Source organism: Rathayibacter sp. VKM Ac-2857 (genome assembly GCF_013205025.1).
GTDB lineage: Bacteria > Actinomycetota > Actinomycetes > Actinomycetales > Microbacteriaceae > Rathayibacter.
This window is the reverse complement of the sequence record NZ_JABMLE010000002.1, coordinates 802524-825782: the sequence shown is the minus strand read 5'-3', so window position 1 is coordinate 825782 and position 23259 is coordinate 802524. Positions and strand designations below refer to the sequence as shown.

The following is a 23259-nucleotide window of genomic DNA, read 5'->3' as shown; positions in this document are numbered from 1 at the left end:
ACCTCATGCTCAGACCCTTCCTCCTGATCGGAGTCGGCGGCTCCGGCGGCAAGACCCTCCGCGGCATCAAGTACCAGCTCGAGCTCAAGCTCCAGCAGCTCGGCTGGGAGGGCGGCATCCCCGCCGCCTGGCGCTTCCTGCACTTCGACACCCCCACCGTCCAGGACGGCATGGAGTACCAGGCGCCGTTCCTGCCCCGGCAGGACTACCGCGGCCTGGTCAGCACCGCGGCGACCTTCGACATCGTGCACGGCTCGATCACGAGCGCCCACGCGACCAACAACGCGATGCGCCACGACATCGAGCGCCAGCTGCCCGACCCGCGCCTGGTCAAGGTCGACGTGACCAAGGGCGCCGGTCAGTACCGCGCCGTCGGCCGCGCCGTCGCGCTCGCCGCCACCAAGGAGATCGCCCAGGCCGCGCGCCTCGCGATCGGCAAGATGAACGACGCGGAGTCGCTCGCCGAGCTGCAGACCCTCGGCCAGCGCCTGCGCGCCCGCGACGACGGCGGAGACGGCAGCCCGATCGTCATCGTGATCTCGTCGGTCGCCGGCGGCTCGGGAGCCGGCCAGTTCCTCGACATCATCGAGATCATCAAGTCGACCGCGAAGCAGTACCCGTGGTCGAACCAGTTCTTCAGCATGCTCTACGCGCCCGACGTCTTCGATCAGCTCTCGGTCACCGCCGGCATGCCCGGCAACGCGCTCGCCGCGATCTCCGAGACGATGAACGGCTTCTGGACCGACACCCCCTCCGCCGCGACCCTCGAGCTGCTGCGCACCAAGGGCGTCGCGCCCTCCTACGGCGCCGCGATGGACCGCGTCGGCGCCGCGTACCCCTTCATCGTCGGCCGCAGCAACAGCAAGGTCACCTTCGAGGACCAGAACGCCGTCTACGACGCCGTCGCCACCAGCCTCACCGCGTGGATGATCGACGAGCGCGTGCAGGACGACATGATCGCCTACTCGTCCGGCAACTGGCAGGCCCGCTCGGCCGCGAACGTGCTGCCCGACAACTCCGGCCTGATGAGCCCGGCGCACCACTCGCCGCCGTTCTCCTCGATCGGCTTCGGCCGGGTCACCCTCGGCCGCGAGCGCTTCCTGGAGTACTCCGCCGAGCGCTTCGCCCGCTCCGCGATCGACCGGATGCTCTTCGCGCACGCCGAGGAGGACCCGCAGTTCGAGCGGATGACCGAGTCGGAGTACATCAAGAAGGCGTCCGACAGCGAGTACCAGCGCTTCCTCCGCGAGCTGCGCCTGAACGAGGAGACCGCCGAGCACAACGACGTCACCGACGCGCTGCGCGATCAGAGCACCCTCGACCTGATCAAGGCCGAGCTGCAGCGCGGCGCCGACGACGAGCTGGCCCGCCCCGAGTCGCTCGACCGCCAGGGCGGCACCGACATCACCACCTGGACCGACCGCCTCGTCAACGAGTTCACCCGGCACAGCCCGCGCCTGCTCCAGCGCGATCGCGAGGCCCGCCAGCGCCGCCTCGACGAGTGGACGCGCACGATGCCCGGACACATCCTCGAGACCGTCTCGCGCTACGTCGCCCAGGACGGCCTGCCGGTCGTCACCGCGATGCTCCGCCGCCTCGAGCGCGGCCTCAAGGGCACCGTCGACGCCCTGCGCGTCGAGGCCCGCCAGCACGAGGAGTGGGTGGGCACCCTCAGCTCGCTCGTCTCGGACGAGCTGCGCACCTCGGCCAACCAGCAGTCGATCCGTCCGGACCAGGAGGCGGTGCAGTTCGCCATCCAGCGCCTCGGCCAGGCGCTCGAGTGGTCCTCCGAGGCCGCCCTGCGCGACTCCGCGTGGGCGCTGCTCGCCGAGCTGCGCGAGACCTTCCTCGGCCCGCTCGCCGACTACCTCGACGGCTCGCGCACCGCGCTGCTGCAGCGCGTGCACTCCCGCAAGACCAGCGACGACCGCGAGAACGCCTACGAGTTCTGGCCCCGCCGCGTCGACGAGACCGTGCCGCGCAAGTACTCGCCCGCGCCGAACGAGCGGATGCTCGTCGAGCCGGAGAAGTACCCGGCCGAGTTCCAGAAGCTGGTGCGCGCCTCCGTCGACGGCGACGCCAAGTACCAGGACGCCGTCCTGCGCGTGCTCGCCGACCAGCTCGTCGGCGTCAGCCCGGACAGCGAGTCGGACGCGGGCGCCTGGTCGCTCGTCGGCAACCCGCGCACCTGGAAGCCGACCGTCACCGCGGACCCGGCCGTCGCCAACCCGGCTCAGCGCGCCTCCTTCGAGCTCGCGACCGACCCCGAGGTCTACGTCGGCCGCGCCCGCGCCTGGATGAAGCGCGACGGCACGCCGTTCGCCGCCTACATCGGCGAGGACCTGCTCGGCTTCTTCGACTCCGAGGTGCTGCCGCCCGACGTCTTCGCCGCCCGCCGCGACCGCTACCGCGAGCAGCTCCAGGCCGCCCTCGGCGCGAGCGAGCCGCTGGTCAAGCTCAACCCGGCGCTGCTGCGCGCGGTGCACGGCAAGGCGATCAACGAGGACACCTCGCTGGTCTTCAGCTCGATCCCGTTCCGCGCCGGCACCGAGATGTACGAGGTGACCAAGGGCGTGCTCGGCCAGATGGGCGTCTGGGACGACGCGACCAGCGAGTCGTGGTTCCAGGACCAGAAGGTCGACGGCATCGAGGTCTTCGCGATGTCCGGCTTCCCCTACGAGCCCATCGTGATGGACTCCGTGATGGAGCCGATCGCCCGCGGCTGGCTCGCGCAGTCGAACACCCAGGACAGCCGCGAGGCGTTCTGGAAGTTCAAGCGCGCCCGCCTGCTCGGCGAGAGCATCCCGGCCGACCCGCGCGCGATCGAGTCGATGATCCGCGGCTGGTACGTCGCCAAGGCGCTCGGCCGCCTCGCCGTCGACGGCTCGCAGGGCGAGAAGGGCCCCAAGCTCTCCGTCTGGGACCCGTCGACCCGCGCGCTCGCGGACTTCCCGCACCCGCTGCTGAGCGAGCGCAACGCCCGCCCCGCCGACTTCCCCGGCGTCGTGCTGCAGTCGCTCGCCATCGCGATGGCGCTCTGCAACGTCGACGGGACGCTGGCGCCGCTCGCCGCCTACCGGGTGCTGATGTCGCTCGGGCGTCGCGACGAGGACACCGACCTGGCCGAGTGGCTGCAGACCGGCGCGCTGCCGGCCGGCGCCCCAGTGCCGGAGTCGTCCCGCGCCGGCAGTGCGGACGGCGACCTCGCGTCGCGCCGCTCCGCCGTGCAGGCCTACCTGACCGCCGAGATCGCCCGCTTCGACAGCGACATCGTGCTGCAGGACGACATGGTCTCGGTCTACGACTACCCGGTGACCTGGGAGATGCGCGAGCAGTTCCGCGAGGCGCTGCTCGGCCTGGTGTCGTCGGTCGTCTCGACCGGTCCGCGCGACTCCGGAGTCTGAGCGTGCCCCCGGAGACTCGCCCGGACGGCTACGGGCACGCCGGCTACGGGCACGCCGGCTTCTGGCCCGACGGCAAGGCGGCGATCGTCCTGCTGCCCAGCGGCGCGCAGGGCGAGACCCTGCTCGAGCTGGCGGCGCAGTGGACGAAGACCGGCCTGCTCGGCCAGGCCCTCTGGGTGCTGCCCGAGCACGTCAAGACCTCGCCCTACGCGCCGCCGCAGATCGAGGCCGTGGTGCTCGGCGTGGGCGCCGACCTCGAGTCCGTCGCGATCGCGGTCGACCTGTTCGAGGCGCTCGCGGAGGAGCCGCTCGCCCTCGTCCGCCTGGTCACCCTCCGCTCCGCGCTGCCCGAGCGCGAGACCGACGAGGCGCAGGACGCGGTCGCCGACCTCGTCAGCCGCTGGGTGCGCACCTCGATGCCGCTGCCCAATCCGTCGGCGACCCTCGCCGACCAGACCACGGAGCTCCGCCGGGTCACGCTGATCTGCGCGCCGACCGCGTTCCAGCTGCGTGAGCGGGTGGAGGCGCACGAGCACGGCTTCGTCGTCATCGCCTCGCCCGAGGACCGCTCGAGCCCGTGGTCCGGCGACGCCTTCGTCCGCGACGACGAGCGCTTCACCGGCTTCACGCTCACCCACCTGGCGAGCGTCGCCGGGCTGTGGAACGGCGTCACCGACGGCAGCGTCGAGCTGATGAGCCGCGAGTCCGACGGCGGCGACTCCGTCTGGATCTCGCGGGTGTTCCTCAACGCGGTGCTGACCGAGTCGCTCGGCCGCCGCGTCGCCGCCGGGGTGCTCGAGAACGCCGCCCGCCCGGACTCGCTGCTGATCGACCCGAGCGTCAGTCCGCCGCCGCCCGGCACCGCCTACATCGACGACGGCCAGATCGCCGGCTACGTCGACAGCATGGTCGCCGGTGCCCTGCGCCTGGACGGTGGCGCGCTCACCTACGACTCCGCCGGCTCGCTCGACGTGCCGGAGCCCGAGCGGATCGGCTTCTGGGCGCAGATCGGCCGCTTCTTCGCCTTCTCGGCCGGCAAGCTCGTGCAGATCCCGCGCTGGGCCGTGCTCTGGATCACCTCGAGCGCGAACCGCTCGGTGACCCGCGCCCTGCACACCTCGCAGGGCTCGGCCGTCGTCGGGGCCGACTACGACGAGGTCCTGGACGTCCGCGACCGGCTCCTCGTCGCCGACCTCGAGCACCTGCGCGAGGACGAGGGTCGCGCCCGCGCCGAGGCCGACGCGCCCGCCGCGATGGCGCACGTCCGCACGACGCCGCAGCTCTGGGCGGGCCTGCGCGAGCTGGTCTTCGGCGCGCTCGACGGCAGCGCCGACCTCCGCGACGCGGGCTTCGCGCCCGTCGAGGGGGCCGTGCCCGTGTTCGGGCGCGTGGGCGACGTGCTCGCGCTGCCGGACGACCCGTGGGTGTCGAGCGGGTACGACGTGCCGCCGGGGTTCCCGGAGCGGGTCGACTGGTACGCGCTGGCGCTCGCGGATCCGCGGGAGAGGCTGCAGAACTGGGTGTCGGCGTCGGAGGCGGCGGCTGCTGCGGCCTCGGTACCGGAGGTCTCTTCGGCTGAGGCGCCGGTCGCTCCGGAGCCCTCGGACCAGCCCTCCGACTCCGCCGCGTTCGCGCCGCCCGCGCAGGAGACGCTCGTCGAGGGCGAGGCCGCCGAGCCGCGGACCGTCGTGCAGATCGAGGTCCCCGCGGAGGAGGCTCCCGAGCCCGCGGAGCCGCCCGTCTCCGCCTCCGACGCCGAGGCGCGCCGCTCCGGCCGCCTGCAGGCGCTCGGCGAGTACGACCTCTGGGCCGGCCGGCAGAGCTCCTCGTTCGTCTGGCGCTTCCTCGACCGGATCGGCGCCGAGCGCCGCCGCGCCGAGGACGAGGTCGCGTACCTCAAGGGCGAGATCGACGCGATCCGCCCCCAGCGCCCCGGCGAGCTGCTGGGCCTGCGCCGCGAGTTCCACCGCACGTTGCTCGTCGGCTGGGTCACCGTGCTGGCGCTCGCGATCGTGGTCGGCGTCGGCATCTGGTTCGTCAACGACTACGCCTCGCGGCAGGCTGACGGTTCCTTCGATCCCGGGCTGATCACCTCTGTGCTCTTGTGGGTGCTGGTCGGCCTGGCCGGCGCCGGAGTGCTGATCACGCTGGTCTCGCTCGTCCGGTACCACGCCGGCTGGTCGCGCTTCGAGCGGCGGATCCAGCTCGAGCGCACCCGCCTCGCGCACTACGGCCGCAGCGCCCGCCGCGCCCGCGAGGAGGCCGCGCGCCTGCGCTCGGTGCACCGCCAGGCCGTCGAGTGGCTGGTGCTGCTGTCCAAGGCCGTGCACCGGCCGTGGCACGTGCCGCCCGTGTGGACGCAGCACGAGACCTTCGACGTCGAGCGCGGCGCCATGCCGTTCGCCGTGCGCCTCGCGACCGTCAGCGGCGAGGAGACGGCGGCGGTGGCCCGCATGCGCGCCGCGATGACGTCCAAGCTCGTCCGCCGCGGCTGGCGGCACGAGGCCTTCGAGTCGCTCGTGCAGGAGATGGCCGCGGACTACGGAGCCGGCCAGGGCTTCGGCCTGTCGGCGCTGGACGAGGACCTCCCGCACTCGTCGAACCACACCCGGCGGATGCTGCTGCGGGCCCTCGACGACGAGTCGCTGCTCACCCGGATCGCCGCCCCGCGCCTGGCCGACATCGTCGCCTCCGTGCAGCGCGACGAGGAGGCGATCGCCCGCCCGCGGGTCCGCCCGATGGGCACGAATCCGCTGAACGCGCTGCGCCGCCCCGAGGACTTCGAGGGCGTCGAGCTCGACGTGCCGTGGGACGACTTCCTGCTCGACTCGCTGACCCGCGCCGACCCGATGACCCCGGTGAGCGCCACGGTGCTGACCGAGCTGCAGGTGGGCGAGCGCTACCACGAGCGTGTGACGAGCTTCCTCGTCGCACCGTCGCGGCTGCAGGAGCGGCTGCGGTTCGACCCGTCCGCGCCCATCCACGTGGTGCCGTTCGAGGCGTCGACCGGGTCGCCGGTGGATCTGGTGTGGCGGGTGGACGTCGTCGGACCGGTGCCGCGTGCGGCGATCCGGCTGTGGGACGGGGCGGTGCGGGCTTCGGCGCCCGCCGTCCCGGCTGACGGCGACTCGGGGGTGTAGTCGGTGGTCGGCAGGCCGCCGCCGCCGCGGCCTCCCGCGGTGCGGCGGGCGGTTCCGGGGCGCGGTGCTGGGCGTCCGGGGGCTCCGGCCCGGTACCGGCGGGTGCGGCGGACGCCGTGGTGGGCGTGGATCGTGGCTGCCGTCGGTGTGGCTGCGGTCGCGTTCGCGGTGGTGGGCGCGGGGGAGACGGTGGGGGTGCCGGGGGCGGGGTCTGCGTCGTCCGGCGCCGATGCTGGACCTGCGTCGACCGCTCCTGCTTCGGCCGCTCCTGCGACGGACACTCCGTCCGCCGCGAGCGCGCCGACCGTGTCCGGGTCCGTCGCCGCGTCACCGACGGCGAACTCCGCCGACCCCGCCGCCCTCGCACTGGCGACCCTCGCCGCGCTGCCCGTGGACGACGGCCGCGCCGACGTCCCCTACGACCGCGACCTCTTCGGCGAGTCCTGGAAGGACGTCGACCGCAACGGCTGCGACACCCGCAACGACGTCCTCGGCCGCGACCTGCTCGACCCGGTCTTCAAGGCCGGTACCCGCGACTGCAAGGTCCTCTCCGGCACCCTGGTCGACCCGTACGACGGCACCGCGGTGTCGTTCGTCTCCGGGAGCGACACGTCCCGGCTCGTGCAGATCGACCACGTCGTCGCCCTCGGCTGGGCCTGGCACCACGGCGCGTGGGCGTGGACGGACGAGCAGCGCCTGACGTTCGCGAACGACCCGGCGAACCTCGTCGCCGCCTCGGACGACACGAACCAGTCCAAGAGCGACGCCGGCCCGGGGGAGTGGCTGCCGCCGGCCCCGGAGCTGCGCTGCGGGTACGTGGAGCAGTTCGTCGGGGTGCTGGGCGGGTACGGGCTGGCGGTCGGGGCGGAGGACCGGGAGGCGGCGGAAGCCGTGCTGGCTGGGTGCTGACCCGCACTGGTGCCCTGCGACCGACGATGCTCAGCCGCCCTGCTCCGCTATCTTGAGCGGCATCATGGCCTTCGACTCGGATTCGGACTGGGGCGAAGGGGACCCGTTCGATCGGTGGGCACCTCCGCCGCCGCCCCGCCGAGGACTCCCCGCTCGGGCGGACCGCGTGACCGCGATCCTGCTGCTCGTCCTCCTGCTGGTCCTCGGTGTCGTCCTGTCCTTCTTCGTCCTGGTCGAGCAGCTGGCGATGGATCGGTGCGGCGGAGCCCCGGGCGAATGCGACTACGGGCTCCTGAGCACGACGACCGTGCTCGTCCCCGGAGTCGTCGCCCTGACCTTCCTCGTGACGGTCGTCGCACTCGTCCGACCGAACAGGTCGCGTCGGATCTGGTGGATCCCCGCGACCGGGACAGTGGTCGCCGTCCTCGCGTTCCTGCTCGCGTCGGGCCTGGTCTTCGTCGCGGTGCATTGAATGCTGCGGCGCACGGGTCGAGGAGACCGGCTTGCGCTTGCCGGTGGGAGACATTGCACCAGGGCTCGACATCCTCGAGGCTGAACGAGTCCGGTGGGCCGTCGACGCGCGCCTGCCGTCACATCCGGCGAGGCTTGTAGGGGGCGCTGTCGCGCTCTCGGCTGAAACGGAGGCCTTCGGTATCGGAGCAGCCATTATCAGAACTCAGGATCTTCAAACGGTTGACCGGCCACAACCTCCGAGGACCAGACGGGCGAAGCGAGCACCGTGGCTCGATGTGCGGAAGATGTCAGGAGCATGCCAGCATGCGAAATCCTGCGGAGCGGTGATTCAGCAGTCCGCGAAGAACGACGTCGACACGAGGAGATCAGCCGATGATGGCCTTCGCGATTCGGTTCGCGCCAGCAACGGGATTCGTTGAATTTAATGTCGCGGGCAGGCGAACCTCGAACTTTATAGAATCTGGTTGCAGATGAATGAAGTCGACCAGCCCCTCAGTCCGCGGAATCGCAATCTCCGGATCGGCCATGTCGTATGCACGCATGAATGCAGGATGGAACGCCTGCAGATACTGTGGCTGCGTGGATTCCGCAGAATGGACATAGCCACCCCCCGTGCTATTCCCGTACTCAGAGAGACGCGCTAAGAACGTCGCGATCGTTCCCTCTGACGCATCCGCATGCTCCATCCTTGACACTATCCGATCAACGAGCATTGGGATGGTGAACCCCGAATCTCCTGAGACATCGTGTTGTAGCCCCACGCTGATTAGAATAAGACTGTCCTCGCTATTTGCGCCGCCCGAATTGGTCTGAACCTCTACCTGGTGCGTCCCTTCAATATGGTGAATTGAGAACGCTTGAACCGTCGTCTTAACTTCGATTCCCACTCCACCCACGGTCAGGTCTCTCGCTGACCGCTTCCATCCTTGCCAGCCAGATACGACTAGAGCAATCTGAGATCCCTCGGCCCTGCGACACAGAGCGTCTAAAACCAGAAGCTCACCTGCAAGGCCAATAACTGCGTCTTGAGTGAGCATGAACTGGTTGATTGCGAGCGCGATGAGAGGCTCCGTCGCCGCGAAGGCAGCCTCTAACGTGTCGTCAACGCCGGTGCGAAGGAGTTCGGTGCAAATGAAAGCAGCTACGTTGTCAAAATAGTCAATCGCAGGAAGAAGTACACGACTCGCATCGAACGGAGGGTGTCCCTTCCGATGAACCACGCGGTAGTCAATTGCGTCGCGTACAACCTTCAGGAGTGGGGCGACTCGCTCTCCTCGCAGGAAGATTTCGATTCGGCCATCCGTGTCTCGAGCAACACCGAGCACTTGCGCAGGCGATAGCCACGCGACAACGCGGCTCGAGGGGTCGGATGCATTTGGGATCGCAGCGACGCGCTGCCTGATGTTCTCATAGCCAGATTCCATATTACGCAAAATCAGTCCCTAACCTGTGACTCTTGTGGCGGAGAACTGTTCTGGGCCCCCGGAAGGGATACATACGCCGACGGCGACTACCGGCTGCTCTCCTTCGGCCAGTTGATTAACGTAGAAAAGAATCTGACCCGGCTCTCCTGATGGACGCCATGAACTACCATTCGACGAAAGAGCGATGCGATCGCCGCGGTGATAATAGTCGAAGAACTCGTCGCCCCGATACTGAGTGCTATCGGCAGCCGGGTTATTTGCACCCCAGCGAGTCTCCATGGTTCCATCGGAACCAATTCGCTTCGTTGTGGCTTTCGCGCCGAGCAGGCCGAAGACCTCATTCTCTAGCGAAGCACCCATTCCGTAGCGGATGCCGACCGTGAACGTCGGCTGTTGGCTTTGTTTCTCAGTCAAGTTGACCATCGACCAAAGATCCGACGGTGATCCGGTCACGAAAAGGCCCTGCACCGAACGAGTCAAGCAGGCGTCCCACAAGCGGAGGTACGCAGCGATTGAGTAGGGGCAGTTCAGCATCGGTGCGGAAGCCCGGCCCCCATCTGTCGGGCCTGGCGCCCGGTATAAGCCGCCGGCCGCGAGAGGGCGAACCGCCGAAACTCTCGATTCGATTTTTGACCACAGTTGAGCTAGATCACTTTTTTCACCGGGGTAATAGCCGGTGTAGGTCAGATTATCGAGCAAGTCCGCAGCCTCCGTCATGGAGAGCTGCTGATCTAACGCCCGTCCTCGGACGACCCCTCCTGCGGTAACTTCAGCGGAAGGAATCATCCGGAACAAGTCTGCGACATATCTTGCGTTCGGATCCTCCATTTCACCGCTGTTAACAGTAGTTATAAAAGGCCTGGGCCCGGGGCATAGGGGCGTTCGGCTGAGGTTCGAGATCTTCCCAGTGGCCAAAAATTGCATACCATGAAGCACGTCGGGCGTGACGTCATCACTATTAGCTGCCGAAAGAATCGCAATCCGTATCGCTTCATCGATGTCGTCATAGCTGCGGAAAAGGTTGAACTGTTGCTCAGTAGCAAATACTCGACACAACTCGAGATACTTCCCACGGTATCCAAACCAGCGCTGCATCTGCATCTGCGTGTCCGCAAGTGGGGTTAGGGTGTCACGCTGAAAAAGAGCGGTGGTTAGGCCCTCGAGGGTTAGACCGCGCGCCATCACGTTTCCCGATACGAAAATCGTGGACAGATCTCGTGCGGCTCTCCACACGCGCTCTTCTTGATCGTAGCGCGGCTTGTACGAGGGTCGATCATCCGCGTTCGGATCGCTATTGACGACGGATACCCGCGTTCCAGGAATGATCTCAGTCGTAAGTATGTCCTTCAGGACGGACCATTCCGGGACGGGACGGGAGGTCATCAAATCAAACTCATCCTCGATCAGTGAGGATGACTGTTGGTAGCGTATAGCCCATTCCTCCCACAGAGGCTCTTCATTCTCAATTCGGTCGAGCAGAGAAGGAGGAAGATAGCCCTCCCCGGATTCGACGATTGCAGCTGCGGTCGCACGACTTGGGATGCCAGCCCATAGAAGAATATCCTCCGCTGTTTCGAAATGCTTGTTAATTTCTGAAGCGGGGTGAATCAGCATCGAGTGAGGCTCAGGCGATGCCACGCTCGCGTCCCACTCGCTTGAAAAGCGAGTGCTTTGGATCTCTGTCAGACGATCGCCGTTGGGATTCCGCGCCCGGAGGACTGCACCAGCAACGAGGAACGCTCGAAGCGCCCGCCCGAGATCCTGGTCTTCTTCGCCTGTGAGGTCCACACAGAGCTCAGCTGATGCGCCGCGACGGTAGAAAACATCCCCGCCAGTGTAGTAATTGGACAGACCGGTCGGCTCCGGGTAGCTAGAAGAACGTGGGGCGTCTGTCGAAGTCAGGTCAACTGGGTGCCCCCTATCTGCAGGTGTGCGTAGAGCAATGACGAAGTCGCGGGGCGCTAGCGGATTGTGCTCTTCTTGCAGGAGATTGGCCTGTGGTGTGGCTGTGTAGCCAATGTACGTTGTGTAAAGGTTTGGAGGCGAACCAGTCGATCGAGGTTCCCAAAGGTCGGCAATAGCTCGTGGAATCTGCTTATAGCCTGACCAGAGAGAATCGTGACCCGCTTCCACTGCCGCATCAAGGACTGAGCCGTCGTCAGCTTCGTCATCGAGAACAAGCATGTGGACGGGTCTGTCCTCGCTTAGGATCGCCGGAAACACGCTTTTTCGCAACGAACTCCCGAGCGCATACAGGTGGTCTGTTTGCTTCATTGCAACGATGATCAAAGGCGCTTTGTCCGACAACTTTCGTCGAAATTGCGCTGTCTGCATCCTGTAAACGTCTGATAGAGAACTCGACGATCGAGATAGTGCCACACCGGGGTTAGGGATCAGAAGACGCCTATTTGCCTTTTCGACTCCATCCTCACCTGAATCCAGTTGCGCTGCCATTCGCTCATACGTCTGTCGCCATAGGGACAACCGCGTTCCCGCGAGAATCACGACAATGTCGATTTCCTCATCTAATGCGAGTGCTGAGACGCCGAACATTGACGCCGTCTTCCCAGATTGTACGGAGCCCATGACGAGGCCGGTTCTGATCTTCGTTTTCCACCGATTATCAGTCGGTTTACCCGCCCCGAAGATACCGCGACGCAGAATATGCTCGGAGTCAGCACGCAGCGCATTCAAACCTGTCGAGGTAAGTCCCGAAAGAGTCGACGCGTAACGGCCCCACCATGACTCTTGGTCCGGTGGCGGTCCGTCGAGATATATCTGCTCCGCGTCAAAGCCGCTCATAGGGATCCTCTACTTAGCAATTTTCTGAGCAGAACCGAGAAGCGACTCGATTCCGGAGGATCCAAAGCGTGCGCGCATTGAATTAGAAGCCGTGGTGAGATCGACTCCAAGCGTCTCGTTAATCCCCTCGACAAGTTTCGCAATGTATTGCCACTGCGAACGAGTCTGAGTTTTCTCGGGACGCTTCCACTCCGTCGGCGCAGCTTCGCGTATTGCCTTCGCGTGCTGCACTATCCTAGCCTCGATGTCATCAGGTGACCCCGCGAGCGCCACAGCAATTCCTACTAGTGACCCGACTAACTGTAGATCTTGCCATTTTGATGACTTCCCATCACCTTTGAACGCATCCGGCCAAAGCTCCCCGTACGAGGCGTGCAGGTCGGCGGCTTGTGATATGAGGCCGAAGAGATCGGCGATCCGTACAGAACTGCGAAGCGGGTGGTCCGGCTTTTCTTGCACCTGGCTGAGAAGCTGATCCGTGTGGCGCGAGGTCGAAGGCAAAAGCTTGCCATTCGAGTCGCAAACCAGTGTTGCAACGATCCAGCCCAACACCTTAGTTCGCCGATATCTTGCTTCGCCAAACCCGTATTCGGAGAGCGTTGTACCAAGGTCCTCAATATTGGGCACATTCATAAGCGAGGGGGCTACATCCGCGATCTTACTTTGCGAACTAGCGTCACCGGCAGCAACCAGAATCGCGCGAGTGAGTTCGATGTCGTGATAAACAGCGTTGCGAATTTCCTCGGCATTTAGGTGCATGCCCTGCTTGTTGTATAGCTTGAAAACTTCGTGAATCTGGCGTTGCGTGGCCTTGGTGTATTCAATGACGGGCACCTTATAGTCCGGAGCTCCGCCGAAGAGGTCATCGACGGTCACCTCTTGGTCGGCAACCTTGATTGTGCTGTCCTTTATCTGCGTGAAGTACTTGCCGCGTAACGGTTCCAGATCGGTGCCGACGAGGCCGCCATTGGCGTCACTTCGCAGCTTGAACGGGAAATAGAAGTCGTCTTCAAGTTTCGCGGTAAGTGGGTAGATCATTGCATTTTTCCATGCCGCTCGGAACTTTGGGTAGTCGTTGTGGAAGAGGCTCGCGAAGCCTGCGTCAGGGAAGTCTCGATCGAGTTGGCCAACCTTCTCGAGTGCTCTGGGATGGAGCCCCACGAACCGTAGAATGCTTGTCAGCCTTTGCTTTCCGTCGACGACGTCGTTCGGCGCAGTGCCGCCCGTTCGGAGAAGGATGATTGAAGGAAGAGGAATTCCTCGCAGAATCGATTCAATCAAGGCCTGCCGATCGCTGATTCGCCAGACGTCTCCGCGTTGATATGACGGAGTCAAATTTAGCTTCTTTTTCGTCAGGGTGAAGATGTGCCAGACATCGGCTTTTGCTGTGACGGGCTCGGAATCGATCGTCTCCTCATCGTCTTCACGCGCAACCCAAGCTTCATCCCAGTAGGTGGTAGCGGAGGTCCGCGTCCCGCCGTCAGCATCTAAGTTCGCGAAAAATACTTGTTGAAGACGCGCGGCTAACTCTGACCTTGCGCTTAGTCGCTCCAGCGCGGTGTTGCTCAAGCTTGGCGTCGTGCCGTGGTACTCGATTGCCTCGGACTCATCTTCAAAACCGAGGCTCGCGGCAAGACTACTTAGCAGGTCATGCGGTCCGGTTGTCGGAAGATCTTCGGCCAGCCTGAGCCAGCCCTGGACCTCAATGAGACGGGCCATCCATGAGTCAGAGTCGAACCGCACGTCTTCGGGCGCAAATCGTGAGGTGGCGCTTACTCCTTTGGGGGAATCGGCGGCATCCGATAGTTCCGACAGAAGTTCTGCAATTCGTTCCTGAAGCTGCGACATGTTTTCCTCGTCGTTGAGGGACTTTTCGGTTATGGCGTCTGTCATAGATCCGCGCTCCTTAAGCAAGTCGAGTAGGGGAATATATTTTTCAGGCGGCTATAGTGGTTGTCGTGCGGCCGACTGGGCGGAATGTCTCGGTTAGGGATTCTGCAATCGCGCCGACAACTCGAGCGTTTACGGCATTACCTAGGGCCTTATATGCTGCCAACTCGCTTTCGGGCAAGTCGATATCTCCCAAACTTTGAAGTTCGGCGCACTCTTGAGGAGTAAGATATCTTCTTGATCCGGTCCCGGAGATATTCGCGCCCAGAATGGGTACCTGTGTGTGTGTCATAGCAATCAGGCTTGGCGCTGTATTCGGTCTTTTCACCCGAATGCCCGACGCTCGAACCTGGAGGATGTAATCATCAATGTCTCGTGATCCGCCCTGAGCGTTCCATTCGAACTTTTGGAAGCTCGAGTGCAGTTCCCAAGGGCGCCATTTATTAAGCCAGGGATTGATCCAACTTCTATTCTCCCTGTGAAAGTCGCGATTTTGCCGGATGAAGGTACGTTTCCACGTCGGAAAGTTGAAGTCTCCGGGGCGCCGGGAGTGGCTTGGAATTCGTGCGGCTTGCTCATCGGAGTTCAGTCCCGCGAGCGGAAACCCGAATGATCCGTAACTCCAGTCGAGATCACGCGATCGATTACGAGCCCACGCCCCTGGAGGGGTGAAGTCCTCGTATGGGTATGTTGCTCGAAACTCCATAGCCCAGATTGGGAATGATGGAAGCTTAGTATCTGCGGGCGAAAGGTGCAGGAAGTCATTCCACATCTCAATTGCGCGCTTTGTCTGATCTGGTATCGGTCGTCCCGACTTCGTCTGCTTATGCAGCGCGGAGGCTATCGTCGTCGGCGCAGATATTGCGGTCGGCCAACTAAATTCGTCTAGCCCGTTGATTGAGCCAACAAAGTACGCACGCTCTCTTACCTGGGGAATGCCGAATTGGTGCGGAGAGAGGCGGTGGATGTCCACTGAGTAGCCGAGTTCCTCGAGCTTTGTTTTGATTACATCCTTGGTACGGCCTCCGTCGTGCTTAAGGATGTTTGGCACGTTTTCTAGAATAAATTTGGCCGGGCGTTTAATACGCAGTATATCGTGCACCTTGAAAAAGAGACGGCCTTGTTCAGTGTGCTCAAAGCCCTGTTGTTTGCCGGACTTCGAGAATGGTTGACAAGGAAATCCTGCGGCTAGAACGTCATGGTCGGGTACGCGTCCTTCGATTACCTGGTCGTCAAGCGTGCTCACATCGAACCACGGTGCTAGGCCAAAGTTCTTCTGGTAGAGGGAATTTAAGTTGGGTTCCCACTCTGCTGCGAACACGCCTGATCCACCGAGGCCTTCGAGGGCGACGTGGAAACCTCCCAAGCCCGCAAACAAATCGATGAAGCGGAAAGCTGGCGTCGAGCCTTGCACTCTGGTTCTCCTCATGTGCTGTGATCGCCTGTCAGTTTGCAATCGAAGGTCGTCCTGGCCACGTCCGACCGACCGGCCCATGTTCTGAGCTTCTGTACACCGTAGCCGTGACCTCCGACGTCGCCGGTTGAGTTACGCGAGCTGTGCTGGCGGCGCGCGACGGCTGCGGCCGGTGGAGCACTGGCTCGTCACCCGAGACCCTGCGTGGATGGACTCGCTGCGCAGTACCGACAGGTACGGGGCGGGGTTGGCGCCGGGCCGATGCGTGGATCGCCCAACCGGGAACGCCACATTTCCGGCTCCAAGCGGATGCTTAGGTGATCCTGAACGCTGAGACGAGGATCTCAACGAGTTCCCGCGCCGCTTGCTCGTCGAGCTGAATCGACTGACTGCTCTTGGGTGCCGACTTGCGGTCGTCCGAACCGAAAGTTGATAGGTGGATGTACTTGGTGCCGTCCTTGGAGATGATCTCCTGGTAGGAACAGTCCACCTCGGTCGGGTGCCGGCTGACCCGTTGTGTGCCCGGGTGAAGTGCTCTGATCCGCGCCATGACTCTCGCCTTCGTCTCGCGCCCCCAAGGCAGGGGACCCTGATTCTAGGATGGCACCCAACGAGCTGAGACCACGACGTTGCTGCTGGAGCGTCGCCTTCGGTTCTGCGCTGCTGGTCGACGTCACCTTCCCGGAACAGTAGATGGCCGTGCCCCGACGGTCGCTAGTCGCGCGGCTGCGCCACGCACCACACGATGTCGAAAACCTACGCGCTCATGAGTGAAGAAGGTCACGAGCAACCTCGAATGAGACCTGGACACCGACCGCTTGCGGGAGCGGGCTGAGCGGGTCTTCTGTTCGGATGTCGGAACACGAGGACGTGACGAGGTCTTCCGTTTGATGCATGTGGCCGTGAAGTGGCGACCAGATCTGCGCGGTGAGGCGGTTGAGAAGCCGGCTGGTCGGTGCCAGCCGCCCCGCGTCTTTGACGCCCCCGCCACCCCGTGTTACGTTCGCTCTCGGACATGTGACTGGTCGTGCAGGCAGGATCCGACGGAACGCGTACGAAGCGTCGTCGGGTCCTTTTTTTGTGCCCGGACGCCTCCTGACGCGCCGATGATGGCGCGGGGACAGCGACGGAAGCAGCAAGAACGCGACGCAGCACAGCGCAGGGAAGCGCGCGTCCCCCACACACCCGAAGGAGTACCGATGAGTACCCAGGACAGCGCGAAGGCGATCCTCGAGCACGTCGGCGGCGCCGGCAACGTCTCGAAGCTGCAGCACTGCTCGACCCGCCTGCGCTTCGCGCTCGCGGACGACCAGAAGGCCGATGTCGACGCCCTCAAGGCGGTGCCCGGCGTGATCGGCGTCGTCATGGGGCCGCAGACGCAGGTCATCGTCGGCAACGGCGTCGCCGAGATGTACGCGGCGGTCGAGAAGCTGCGCGGCGGCACCGAGGCGACAGCCCCGAAGGCGAAGCAGCCGCGGTCGCTCAAGCGCGTCGGCGCGACGATCATGGACTTCGTCGTCAGCGTCTTCACGCCGATCATCCCGGCCATCGCCGGCGCCGGCATCTTCAAGTCGTTCCTCGTCCTCGCCTCCGCTGTGGGCTGGCTCGACCCCGCCTCCGACAATTTCAAGCTGCTGTCCGCCATCCCGGACGCGGTGTTCGGCTTCCTGCCGCTCCTCGTCGCGTACACGAGCGCCAAGAAGCTCGACGTGAACCGGCCGCTCGCCCTCGGGCTCGTCGGGGTGCTCGTCTTCCCGGCCTTCACGACGCTGCTCAACCAGGAGGGCGGAGTCGCCCTCTTCGGCATCCCGGTCCCGGTGATCGCCTACAACGCGCAAGTGTTCCCGGCGATCCTCGCGGTCCTCCTGCTCTCGGTCGTCGAGCGCTTCTTCACGAAGCACTCCTGGGGTCCGATCCGCACGTTCTACGTGCCGCTGATGTGCCTCGTCATCGTCGCGCCGGCCACGATCTTCCTGCTGGGCCCGCTCGGCTACTGGCTCGGCTCGATGCTCACCGGCGCCCTGATCGGCCTCTACGGCGCGCTCGGCTGGGTGGCCGTCGCGCTCCTCGCCGGCGTGCTGCCGCTGATCATCTCGGTCGGCATGCACAAGGCCTTCATCCCGCCGACCATCGCGACGATGGCCAGCGCGGGCAAGGACACCTTCTACCTCGCCTCCTCCCTCGCCCACAACGCCGCCGAAGCCGGCTCCAGCCTCGCGATCGCCCTGCGCACCAAGAGCGCGGCGCTGCGCGCGACCGCCTTCTCCGGCGGACTCTCCGCCCTGTTCGGCATCACCGAGCCCGCCCTCTACGGCGTCACTCTGCAGAACAAGCGCGCGCTGATCTCCGTGATCTCGGGCAGCGTTGTAGGCGGCGCCTACATCGGTGCCACCCAGGTCGCCGCGTTCGCGCTGGTCAGCCCGGGCGTCGCGAGCATCTCGATGTTCATCGACGGGCTCAACCCCTGGAACCTGCTCAACGCGGTCATCGGCCTGCTGATCTCCGTCGCCGTCTCGTTCGTCGTCTCCTTCATCATCTGGCGCGACGACGCCTCCGCCAGCGTCCAGGCCCTCGGCGACGTGGTCGCGAAGGACGCCGCCGACGCGACCGCCCTGACCGCTCCGCTCAGCGGCGACGTCATCCCGCTCAGCGAGGTGAACGACCCGGTATTCTCCGCCGGCGTCCTCGGCGAGGGCATCGCCATCCGCCCCACCGACGGCGTCGTCCGCTCGCCGTTCGCCGGCACGGTCATCGCCGTCCTCAGCTCCAAGCACGCCATCGGCCTGCGCCGCGACGACGGGGTCGAGGCCCTCATCCACGTCGGCCTCGACACCGTCCAGCTCGACGGCGCGCCCTTCGACGTGCACGTCGCCGTCGACGAGCGCGTCGAGGCCGGGCAGCTGCTGCTCACCGCCGACCTCGCGGCCATCACCGCCGCCGGCTACGACACCACCACCCCGGTGCTGATCACCAACTCGGCCGAGTACACCGTGCTCATCGAGGCCGCCGACCGCGTGTCGGCGGGCGATGCGATCATCACCGTCACCCAGAAAGAGAAGGAGCTCGCCGATGGCGCTGCCTGAGGGATTCCGTTGGGGCGGCGCACTCGCCGCCAACCAGGTCGAGGGCGCGTGGCGCGAGGGCGGGCGCGGGCCGGCCGTCAGTGACGTCGCCTCCTACAAGCCCAAGGCCGACCCCAAGGAGTACGCGATCCACCATCAGAACACGGTGGCGAGCATCACCGCGGCGATGGCGGACGACGACACCGAGTACTACCCCAAGCGCCGCGGCATCGACTTCTACCACCGCTACCCGGGCGACCTGGCGCTCTTCGCGGAGATGGGCTTCACCACCCTCCGCGTCTCGATCGCCTGGACCCGGCTCTACCCGACGGGGGAGGAGGCGGAGCCGCTCGAGGAGGGCATCGCCTACTACCTCGCGCTCTTCACCGAGATGCGGCGCCTGGGCATCGAGCCGCTGGTCACCCTCTCGCACTACGACCCGCCGCTCGCCCTCGCCCTCAAGCACAACGCCTGGGTCGAGCGCCGGACGATCGAGCTGTTCGAGCGCTTCGCCCGCACCTGCTTCGAGCGCTTCGGCCACCTGGTCGACATGTGGCTGTCCTTCAACGAGATCGACGGGATCATCCGCCACCCGTTCACCTCGGGCGGCATCATCGAGGAGACCGTCGAGGGCAGCGTCGAGCAGGCCTGCTACACGGCGCTGCACCACCAGTTCGTGGCCTCGGCGTCGGTCACCCGCATCCTGCACCAGCTCTGGCCCGAGGCGCGGATGGGCTGCATGCTCACGATGCTGACGACCTACCCGAACACCTGCCACCCCGACGACGTCGCGGCCACCCAGGCCAAGGAGCGGATGCTCTACCTCTGCACCGACGTCCAGGCCGGCGGCGCCTACCCGCGGCTCGCCCTGCGGGCACTCGCGGCGCGCGGCGTCGAGATCCCGTTCGCGGAGGGGGACGCCGAGCTGCTCCGCGAGCACCCGGTCGACTTCATCTCGTTCAGCTACTACATGTCGATGACGGAGTCGGTGCGCCCGGACGCCGAGCGCACCCCCGGCAACACGGTGCTCGGCGTGAAGAACCCGTTCCTCGAGTCGAGCGAGTGGGGCTGGCAGATCGACCCGGTCGGCCTGCGGATCTCGCTGATCGACCTCTACGACCGCTACGGCAAGCCGCTGTTCATCGTCGAGAACGGGCTCGGGATGCGGGACGAGCTCGTCGCAGCGGACAATGAGGGGGAGGATCCCCGCATCCACGACCCCTATCGGATCGACTACTTCCGCGCGCACTTCGAGCAGATGATCCAGGCGGTGGACGAGGGTGTGGAGCTCCTCGGCTACGTGAGCTGGGCGCCGATCGACCTGATCAGCGCCTCCAGCTCGCAGATATCGAAGCGCTACGGGTTCGTCTACGTCGACATGGACGACCTCGGCCACGGCAGCACGAACCGATACCGGAAGGACTCCTTCTTCTGGTACCAGCGGGTCATCGCGTCCAACGGCGCCGACCTGGGATGACCCTCCTCGCTCCAGTTGCCCGCCGGGCCGCGCAGACGCCGTCGACGGAGACACGCATGCAGACCATCAAGAAGGTGCTCAACTCGAGCGTCGTGCTCGTCGTCGACGAGCGCGGCGCCGAGCGGGTGCTGCTCGGCAAGGGGATCGGCTTCGGCGCGAAGGCGGGCGAGGTGATCGAGGCGTCCGCGGTGGACCAGGTGTTCGTCGCGCTCGACGACGCCGACCAGCGGAACCTCGTCGAGCTGCTCGCGCAGATCCCGCCGGAGTTCGTCGAGCTGACCCGGGCGGTCGTCGCCGACGCGGAGGAGCAGGGGCTGAAGCTCGATCCGCACGTGTACCTCGCGCTGACCGACCACCTGCACTTCGCGGTGGAGCGGCAGCGGCGCGGTCTCGCGGTCGCCAACCGACTCGCCTGGGAGATGCGCTCGGTGTACCCGGTGCAGTACGCGGTGGGGGAGCGGGCGGTCGCGGCGATGCGCTCGCGGCTGGGCGTGGACGTGCCGGACGACGAGGCGGCGAACGTGGCCTTCCACCTCGCCAACGCGGAGCTGGGCAAGGTCGGCATCGACTCGCTGCGGATCGTGCAGCTGATCCGCTCGGTGACCGCGATCATCCAGCACACGAGCGGGGCGGCGCTGGATCGCGAGGACCTGCGCTCGGCGCGCTTCGTGGCGCACCTGCAGTACTTCGCGGAGCGGTTCTTCTCGGGCGGGCTGCTGGTCAGCTCGGACGACTTCCTCTTCACCAGCCTCAGCACGCGGTATCCGCGGGCGGTGGCGACGGCGGAGCGGGTCCGCGCGTTCGTGCGGGCGGAGTACGGTGCGGAGCTGCCGAACGAGGAGGTGGCGTTCCTGGCGCTGCACATCGCGCGGGCGGCGCCGGAGTAGGGCGCGTTCGAGTCCCTGTCAGTCACTACGGAGAGAGCACCATGACCCGCGGCACCGTCCACTTCGTCCGGCACGCCCAGACGCTGTTCAACGTCAACGGCCAGCTGCAGGGCTGGTGCGACTCGCCGCTGACCGCGCGGGGTGAGCGACAGATCGCGGCCCTCGGCGAGCGGATGCGCGGGGTGCCGCTGGTCGCGGCCTTCATGAGCGACCTGACCCGGACGCGGACCACGGCCGCGGCGGCGCTCGTGGGGCATCCGTCGGTCGAGCCGGTACCGACGACGACGCTGCGGGAGTGGCACTTCGGCGGCTTCGAGGGGCAGCCGAACGCGTCGCTCTGGCAGCCGGTCTTCGCCGACCACGGCTACTCCTACGTGCCCGCCTCGGCGGACTGGCCGCGGATGACCGATGCCGGCCTGGACAGCGTGATCGACGCGATCCACCGGCACGACCCGTCCGGCCGCGCGGACACGGCCGCCTCGGTGCGGGAGCGCGTGGAGGCGGCGCTCGCGCTGATCCTGCCGGCCGCCGAGCACGGCGACGTGCTCGTCGTCACCCACGGCACGGTGCTCGGCAGCCTCCTGCGCGCCATCGACCCCGCGCACCGTCCGCGCGCGGGCTTCCCGAACTGCGGCATCGTGCCGGTGACCGACGGCGTGATCGGCCCGATCGACGCGAGCTGCGCGGTCGACTGACGGCGGGGCCTCCTGGGAAGAGACGCCTGAGAACATGCTGGTCGAGTAGCCCTGGAGGGGCGTATCGAGACCCGCCTACCGATGGGGTGGGTCTCGATATGCCGCGTCCCGCGGCTACTCGACCAGCATGGTGACGCCTGCGGCGGCAGTGCTGAGCTGGGCGGGTCTCGATACGCCGCCTGCGGCGGCTACTCGACCAGCATGCAGGGCCGCATGGCGGAGCCGGACGTCCGGCGGGCGCCCCCTTCATGCTGATCGAGTAGCGCGCGCAGCGCGCGTATCGAGATCCGCCCACCGCAGGCACGTCGGCCGTCGAGGCGTCCCGCTCCCGTCGAGGCGTCCCGGTGTACAGGGACGTCTCGACCGTTCGGGGACGCCTCGTCAGCGAGGCCCGGCTCACCCCTTCAGCGGGTCGTTCCCCCAGTTCATCAGCGAGTACCGCCACTTCGTCTCGGTGACGTCGCCGGAGGGCCGCTGCTTCGAGTGCCGGGCGACGTAGCCGGTGACCTTCTTCATGTGCGCGTAGTCGTCCTCGCTGAGGTCGGCCTGCTTGGTGCCGAGGATCTCGATGATCCGGCGCCCGCTGTGGTGGCCGACGGACTCGCCTCCGCTCGCCGGCTTCTGGCCGACCTCCTTCGACTCGTCCTCCTCGAGCCACGACTCGAGCTCCTTCGCCGTCATGTTCACGGCGTCGTGGAAGTCGTCGCGGATCCCGCGCTTCTCGTCGTCGGTCGTGTCGTCGCTCATCGTGCTCGCTCCTCGGTTCGGTACCGCTCCACTCGAGCGCCCCGCGGGCGAGAGGTCAAGCCCCGTGCCATCCGCGGCCACGCGCGTAGCGTCGGGAGTCAGCCGTCCGAGACCACCCACGCACAGGAAGAGGCCTCCATGCCCTCACGCAACACGCTCGTCCGCAGCCTCCACGACCTCGGCGCCGCCGCCTGGTTCGGCGGGTCCCTGATGGGCGCCGTCGGCCTGAACGGCGCCGCGTCCACCTCGTCCGACCCCTCGGAGCGCCTCCGCCTCGCCTCCAACGGCTGGGCCCGCTGGACCCCCGTGCAGCTCGCGGCGATCGCGGCGCACGGCGTCGGCGGCATCGGCCTGATCCTCGCCAACAAGACCCGCCTCGCGAACCAGCAGGAGAGCCGCACCAACACGGTCGTGAAGACGATCGTCACCGGTCTCGCGGGCGCCGCCTCCGTCACCGCCGCGATCGCCGGCGCGACCCAGGCCAAGCACGCCGACGAGGGCGCGAAGGGCGTCACCGAGGCGTCGTCGAGCAACTCCGACGAGCTGACCACCGCGCTCCGCGTCCAGAAGGTCACCCAGTGGGCGATCCCCGTGCTGACCGCCGTCATCATCATCCTCGGCGCCCAGCAGGGCGAGCAGCAGCGCCCCGTGAAGGGCCTGTTCGAGACGACCGCCCGGATGTTCCGCAAGTAGTCGTCCGCGGCGGATCCGCCGATCTCGGCGGGTCCGCCTCACTCCTGCGCGGCGCCGTCACGCTCCGCAACGATCGGCCACACGGCGTCACGCGCCTTCCGTCCCGCCTCCGTCCGGACCACCCTGGTCGGAGGCGGAACGCGCTCCCCGAGCGCACTCTCCGCCGCCGTCGCGGCGTGCCCGAGAGGCCAGGGAGCGGTCTGCAACACCGCTGACGCGGGTTCGAATCCCGCCGTCGCGT

At 66.2% G+C, this 23259-nt stretch carries 15 protein-coding genes and 1 tRNA gene; 10 read left to right on the top strand and 6 right to left on the bottom strand.

Annotated elements, in window-relative coordinates; genetic code table 11:
- Positions 1-5 precede the first annotated feature (5 nt).
- The 4 genes from HQQ86_RS11105 (at position 6) to HQQ86_RS11090 (ending at position 7925) form a co-directional block, all read left to right on the top strand.
- Entirely contained in the window at positions 6-3404 is a 3399-nt protein-coding gene (locus tag HQQ86_RS11105; RefSeq protein WP_173288131.1) for a tubulin-like doman-containing protein, read from the top strand.
- Between the two features lie 2 nt (positions 3405-3406).
- Entirely contained in the window at positions 3407-6544 is a 3138-nt protein-coding gene (locus HQQ86_RS11100; RefSeq protein ID WP_173288130.1) for a hypothetical protein, read from the top strand.
- Positions 6545-6850: 306 nt separating this feature from the next.
- Positions 6851-7453 carry an HNH endonuclease family protein gene (locus HQQ86_RS20925; RefSeq protein ID WP_367948622.1) on the top strand — a complete coding sequence of 201 codons (603 nt, stop codon included), beginning with the start codon at positions 6851-6853 and terminating at the stop codon, positions 7451-7453.
- A 166-nt stretch (positions 7454-7619) separates the two neighbouring features.
- Positions 7620-7925 (top strand): hypothetical protein, encoded by a 306-nt coding sequence (locus HQQ86_RS11090; RefSeq protein WP_173288128.1) that lies wholly within the window; start codon positions 7620-7622, stop codon positions 7923-7925.
- 367 nt (positions 7926-8292) lie between these two features.
- Here the strand turns inward: HQQ86_RS11090 and HQQ86_RS11085 are convergent, their stop codons facing one another.
- The 5 genes from HQQ86_RS11085 to HQQ86_RS11065 form a co-directional block, all read right to left on the bottom strand.
- The gene (locus HQQ86_RS11085; RefSeq protein ID WP_173288127.1) at positions 8293-9252 is read right to left on the bottom strand and encodes a PD-(D/E)XK motif protein; all 960 of its coding nucleotides are present in this window, start codon (positions 9250-9252) and stop codon (positions 8293-8295) included.
- Between the two features lie 117 nt (positions 9253-9369).
- Positions 9370-12153 (bottom strand): Z1 domain-containing protein, encoded by a 2784-nt coding sequence (locus HQQ86_RS11080; protein WP_173288126.1) that lies wholly within the window; start codon positions 12151-12153, stop codon positions 9370-9372.
- A 9-nt stretch (positions 12154-12162) separates the two neighbouring features.
- Positions 12163-14046, bottom strand: a complete 1884-nt coding sequence (locus HQQ86_RS11075; protein ID WP_173288125.1) for a DUF262 domain-containing protein — start codon at positions 14044-14046, stop codon at positions 12163-12165.
- Between the two features lie 43 nt (positions 14047-14089).
- Positions 14090-15457 carry a DNA (cytosine-5-)-methyltransferase gene (locus HQQ86_RS11070; protein WP_216845318.1) on the bottom strand — a complete coding sequence of 456 codons (1368 nt, stop codon included), beginning with the start codon at positions 15455-15457 and terminating at the stop codon, positions 14090-14092.
- Between the two features lie 313 nt (positions 15458-15770).
- Complete coding sequence (locus HQQ86_RS11065; protein WP_173288123.1) at positions 15771-16007, bottom strand: hypothetical protein; 237 nt, start codon at positions 16005-16007, stop codon at positions 15771-15773.
- 649 nt (positions 16008-16656) lie between these two features.
- Here HQQ86_RS11065 and HQQ86_RS11060 point away from each other — a divergent pair.
- The 4 genes from HQQ86_RS11060 to HQQ86_RS11045 are packed head-to-tail and all read left to right on the top strand — an operon-like array spanning position 16657 to position 21578.
- A complete protein-coding gene (locus HQQ86_RS11060; RefSeq protein ID WP_173288122.1) occupies positions 16657-18540 on the top strand; it encodes a beta-glucoside-specific PTS transporter subunit IIABC in 1884 nt (627 codons plus the stop codon).
- Entirely contained in the window at positions 18527-19996 is a 1470-nt protein-coding gene (locus HQQ86_RS11055; RefSeq protein ID WP_173288121.1) for a family 1 glycosylhydrolase, read from the top strand. Before HQQ86_RS11060 ends, HQQ86_RS11055 begins: the two co-directional genes overlap by 14 nt.
- A 56-nt stretch (positions 19997-20052) precedes the next feature.
- Positions 20053-20883 (top strand): PRD domain-containing protein, encoded by an 831-nt coding sequence (locus HQQ86_RS11050; protein WP_132437919.1) that lies wholly within the window; start codon positions 20053-20055, stop codon positions 20881-20883.
- Between the two features lie 41 nt (positions 20884-20924).
- Complete coding sequence (locus HQQ86_RS11045) at positions 20925-21578, top strand: histidine phosphatase family protein (protein WP_173288120.1); 654 nt, start codon at positions 20925-20927, stop codon at positions 21576-21578.
- A 396-nt stretch (positions 21579-21974) separates the two neighbouring features.
- Here HQQ86_RS11045 and HQQ86_RS11040 read toward each other — a convergent pair whose 3' ends face one another.
- Positions 21975-22325 (bottom strand): DUF3140 domain-containing protein, encoded by a 351-nt coding sequence (locus HQQ86_RS11040; protein WP_173288119.1) that lies wholly within the window; start codon positions 22323-22325, stop codon positions 21975-21977.
- 138 nt (positions 22326-22463) lie between these two features.
- Between HQQ86_RS11040 and HQQ86_RS11035 the strand changes: the two genes are divergently transcribed.
- Both HQQ86_RS11035 and HQQ86_RS11030 read left to right on the top strand, forming a co-directional pair.
- Positions 22464-23018, top strand: coding sequence for a hypothetical protein (locus HQQ86_RS11035; RefSeq protein WP_173288118.1), 555 nt, complete (start codon positions 22464-22466; stop codon positions 23016-23018).
- Positions 23019-23188: 170 nt separating this feature from the next.
- Positions 23189-23259, top strand: a tRNA-Cys gene (locus HQQ86_RS11030).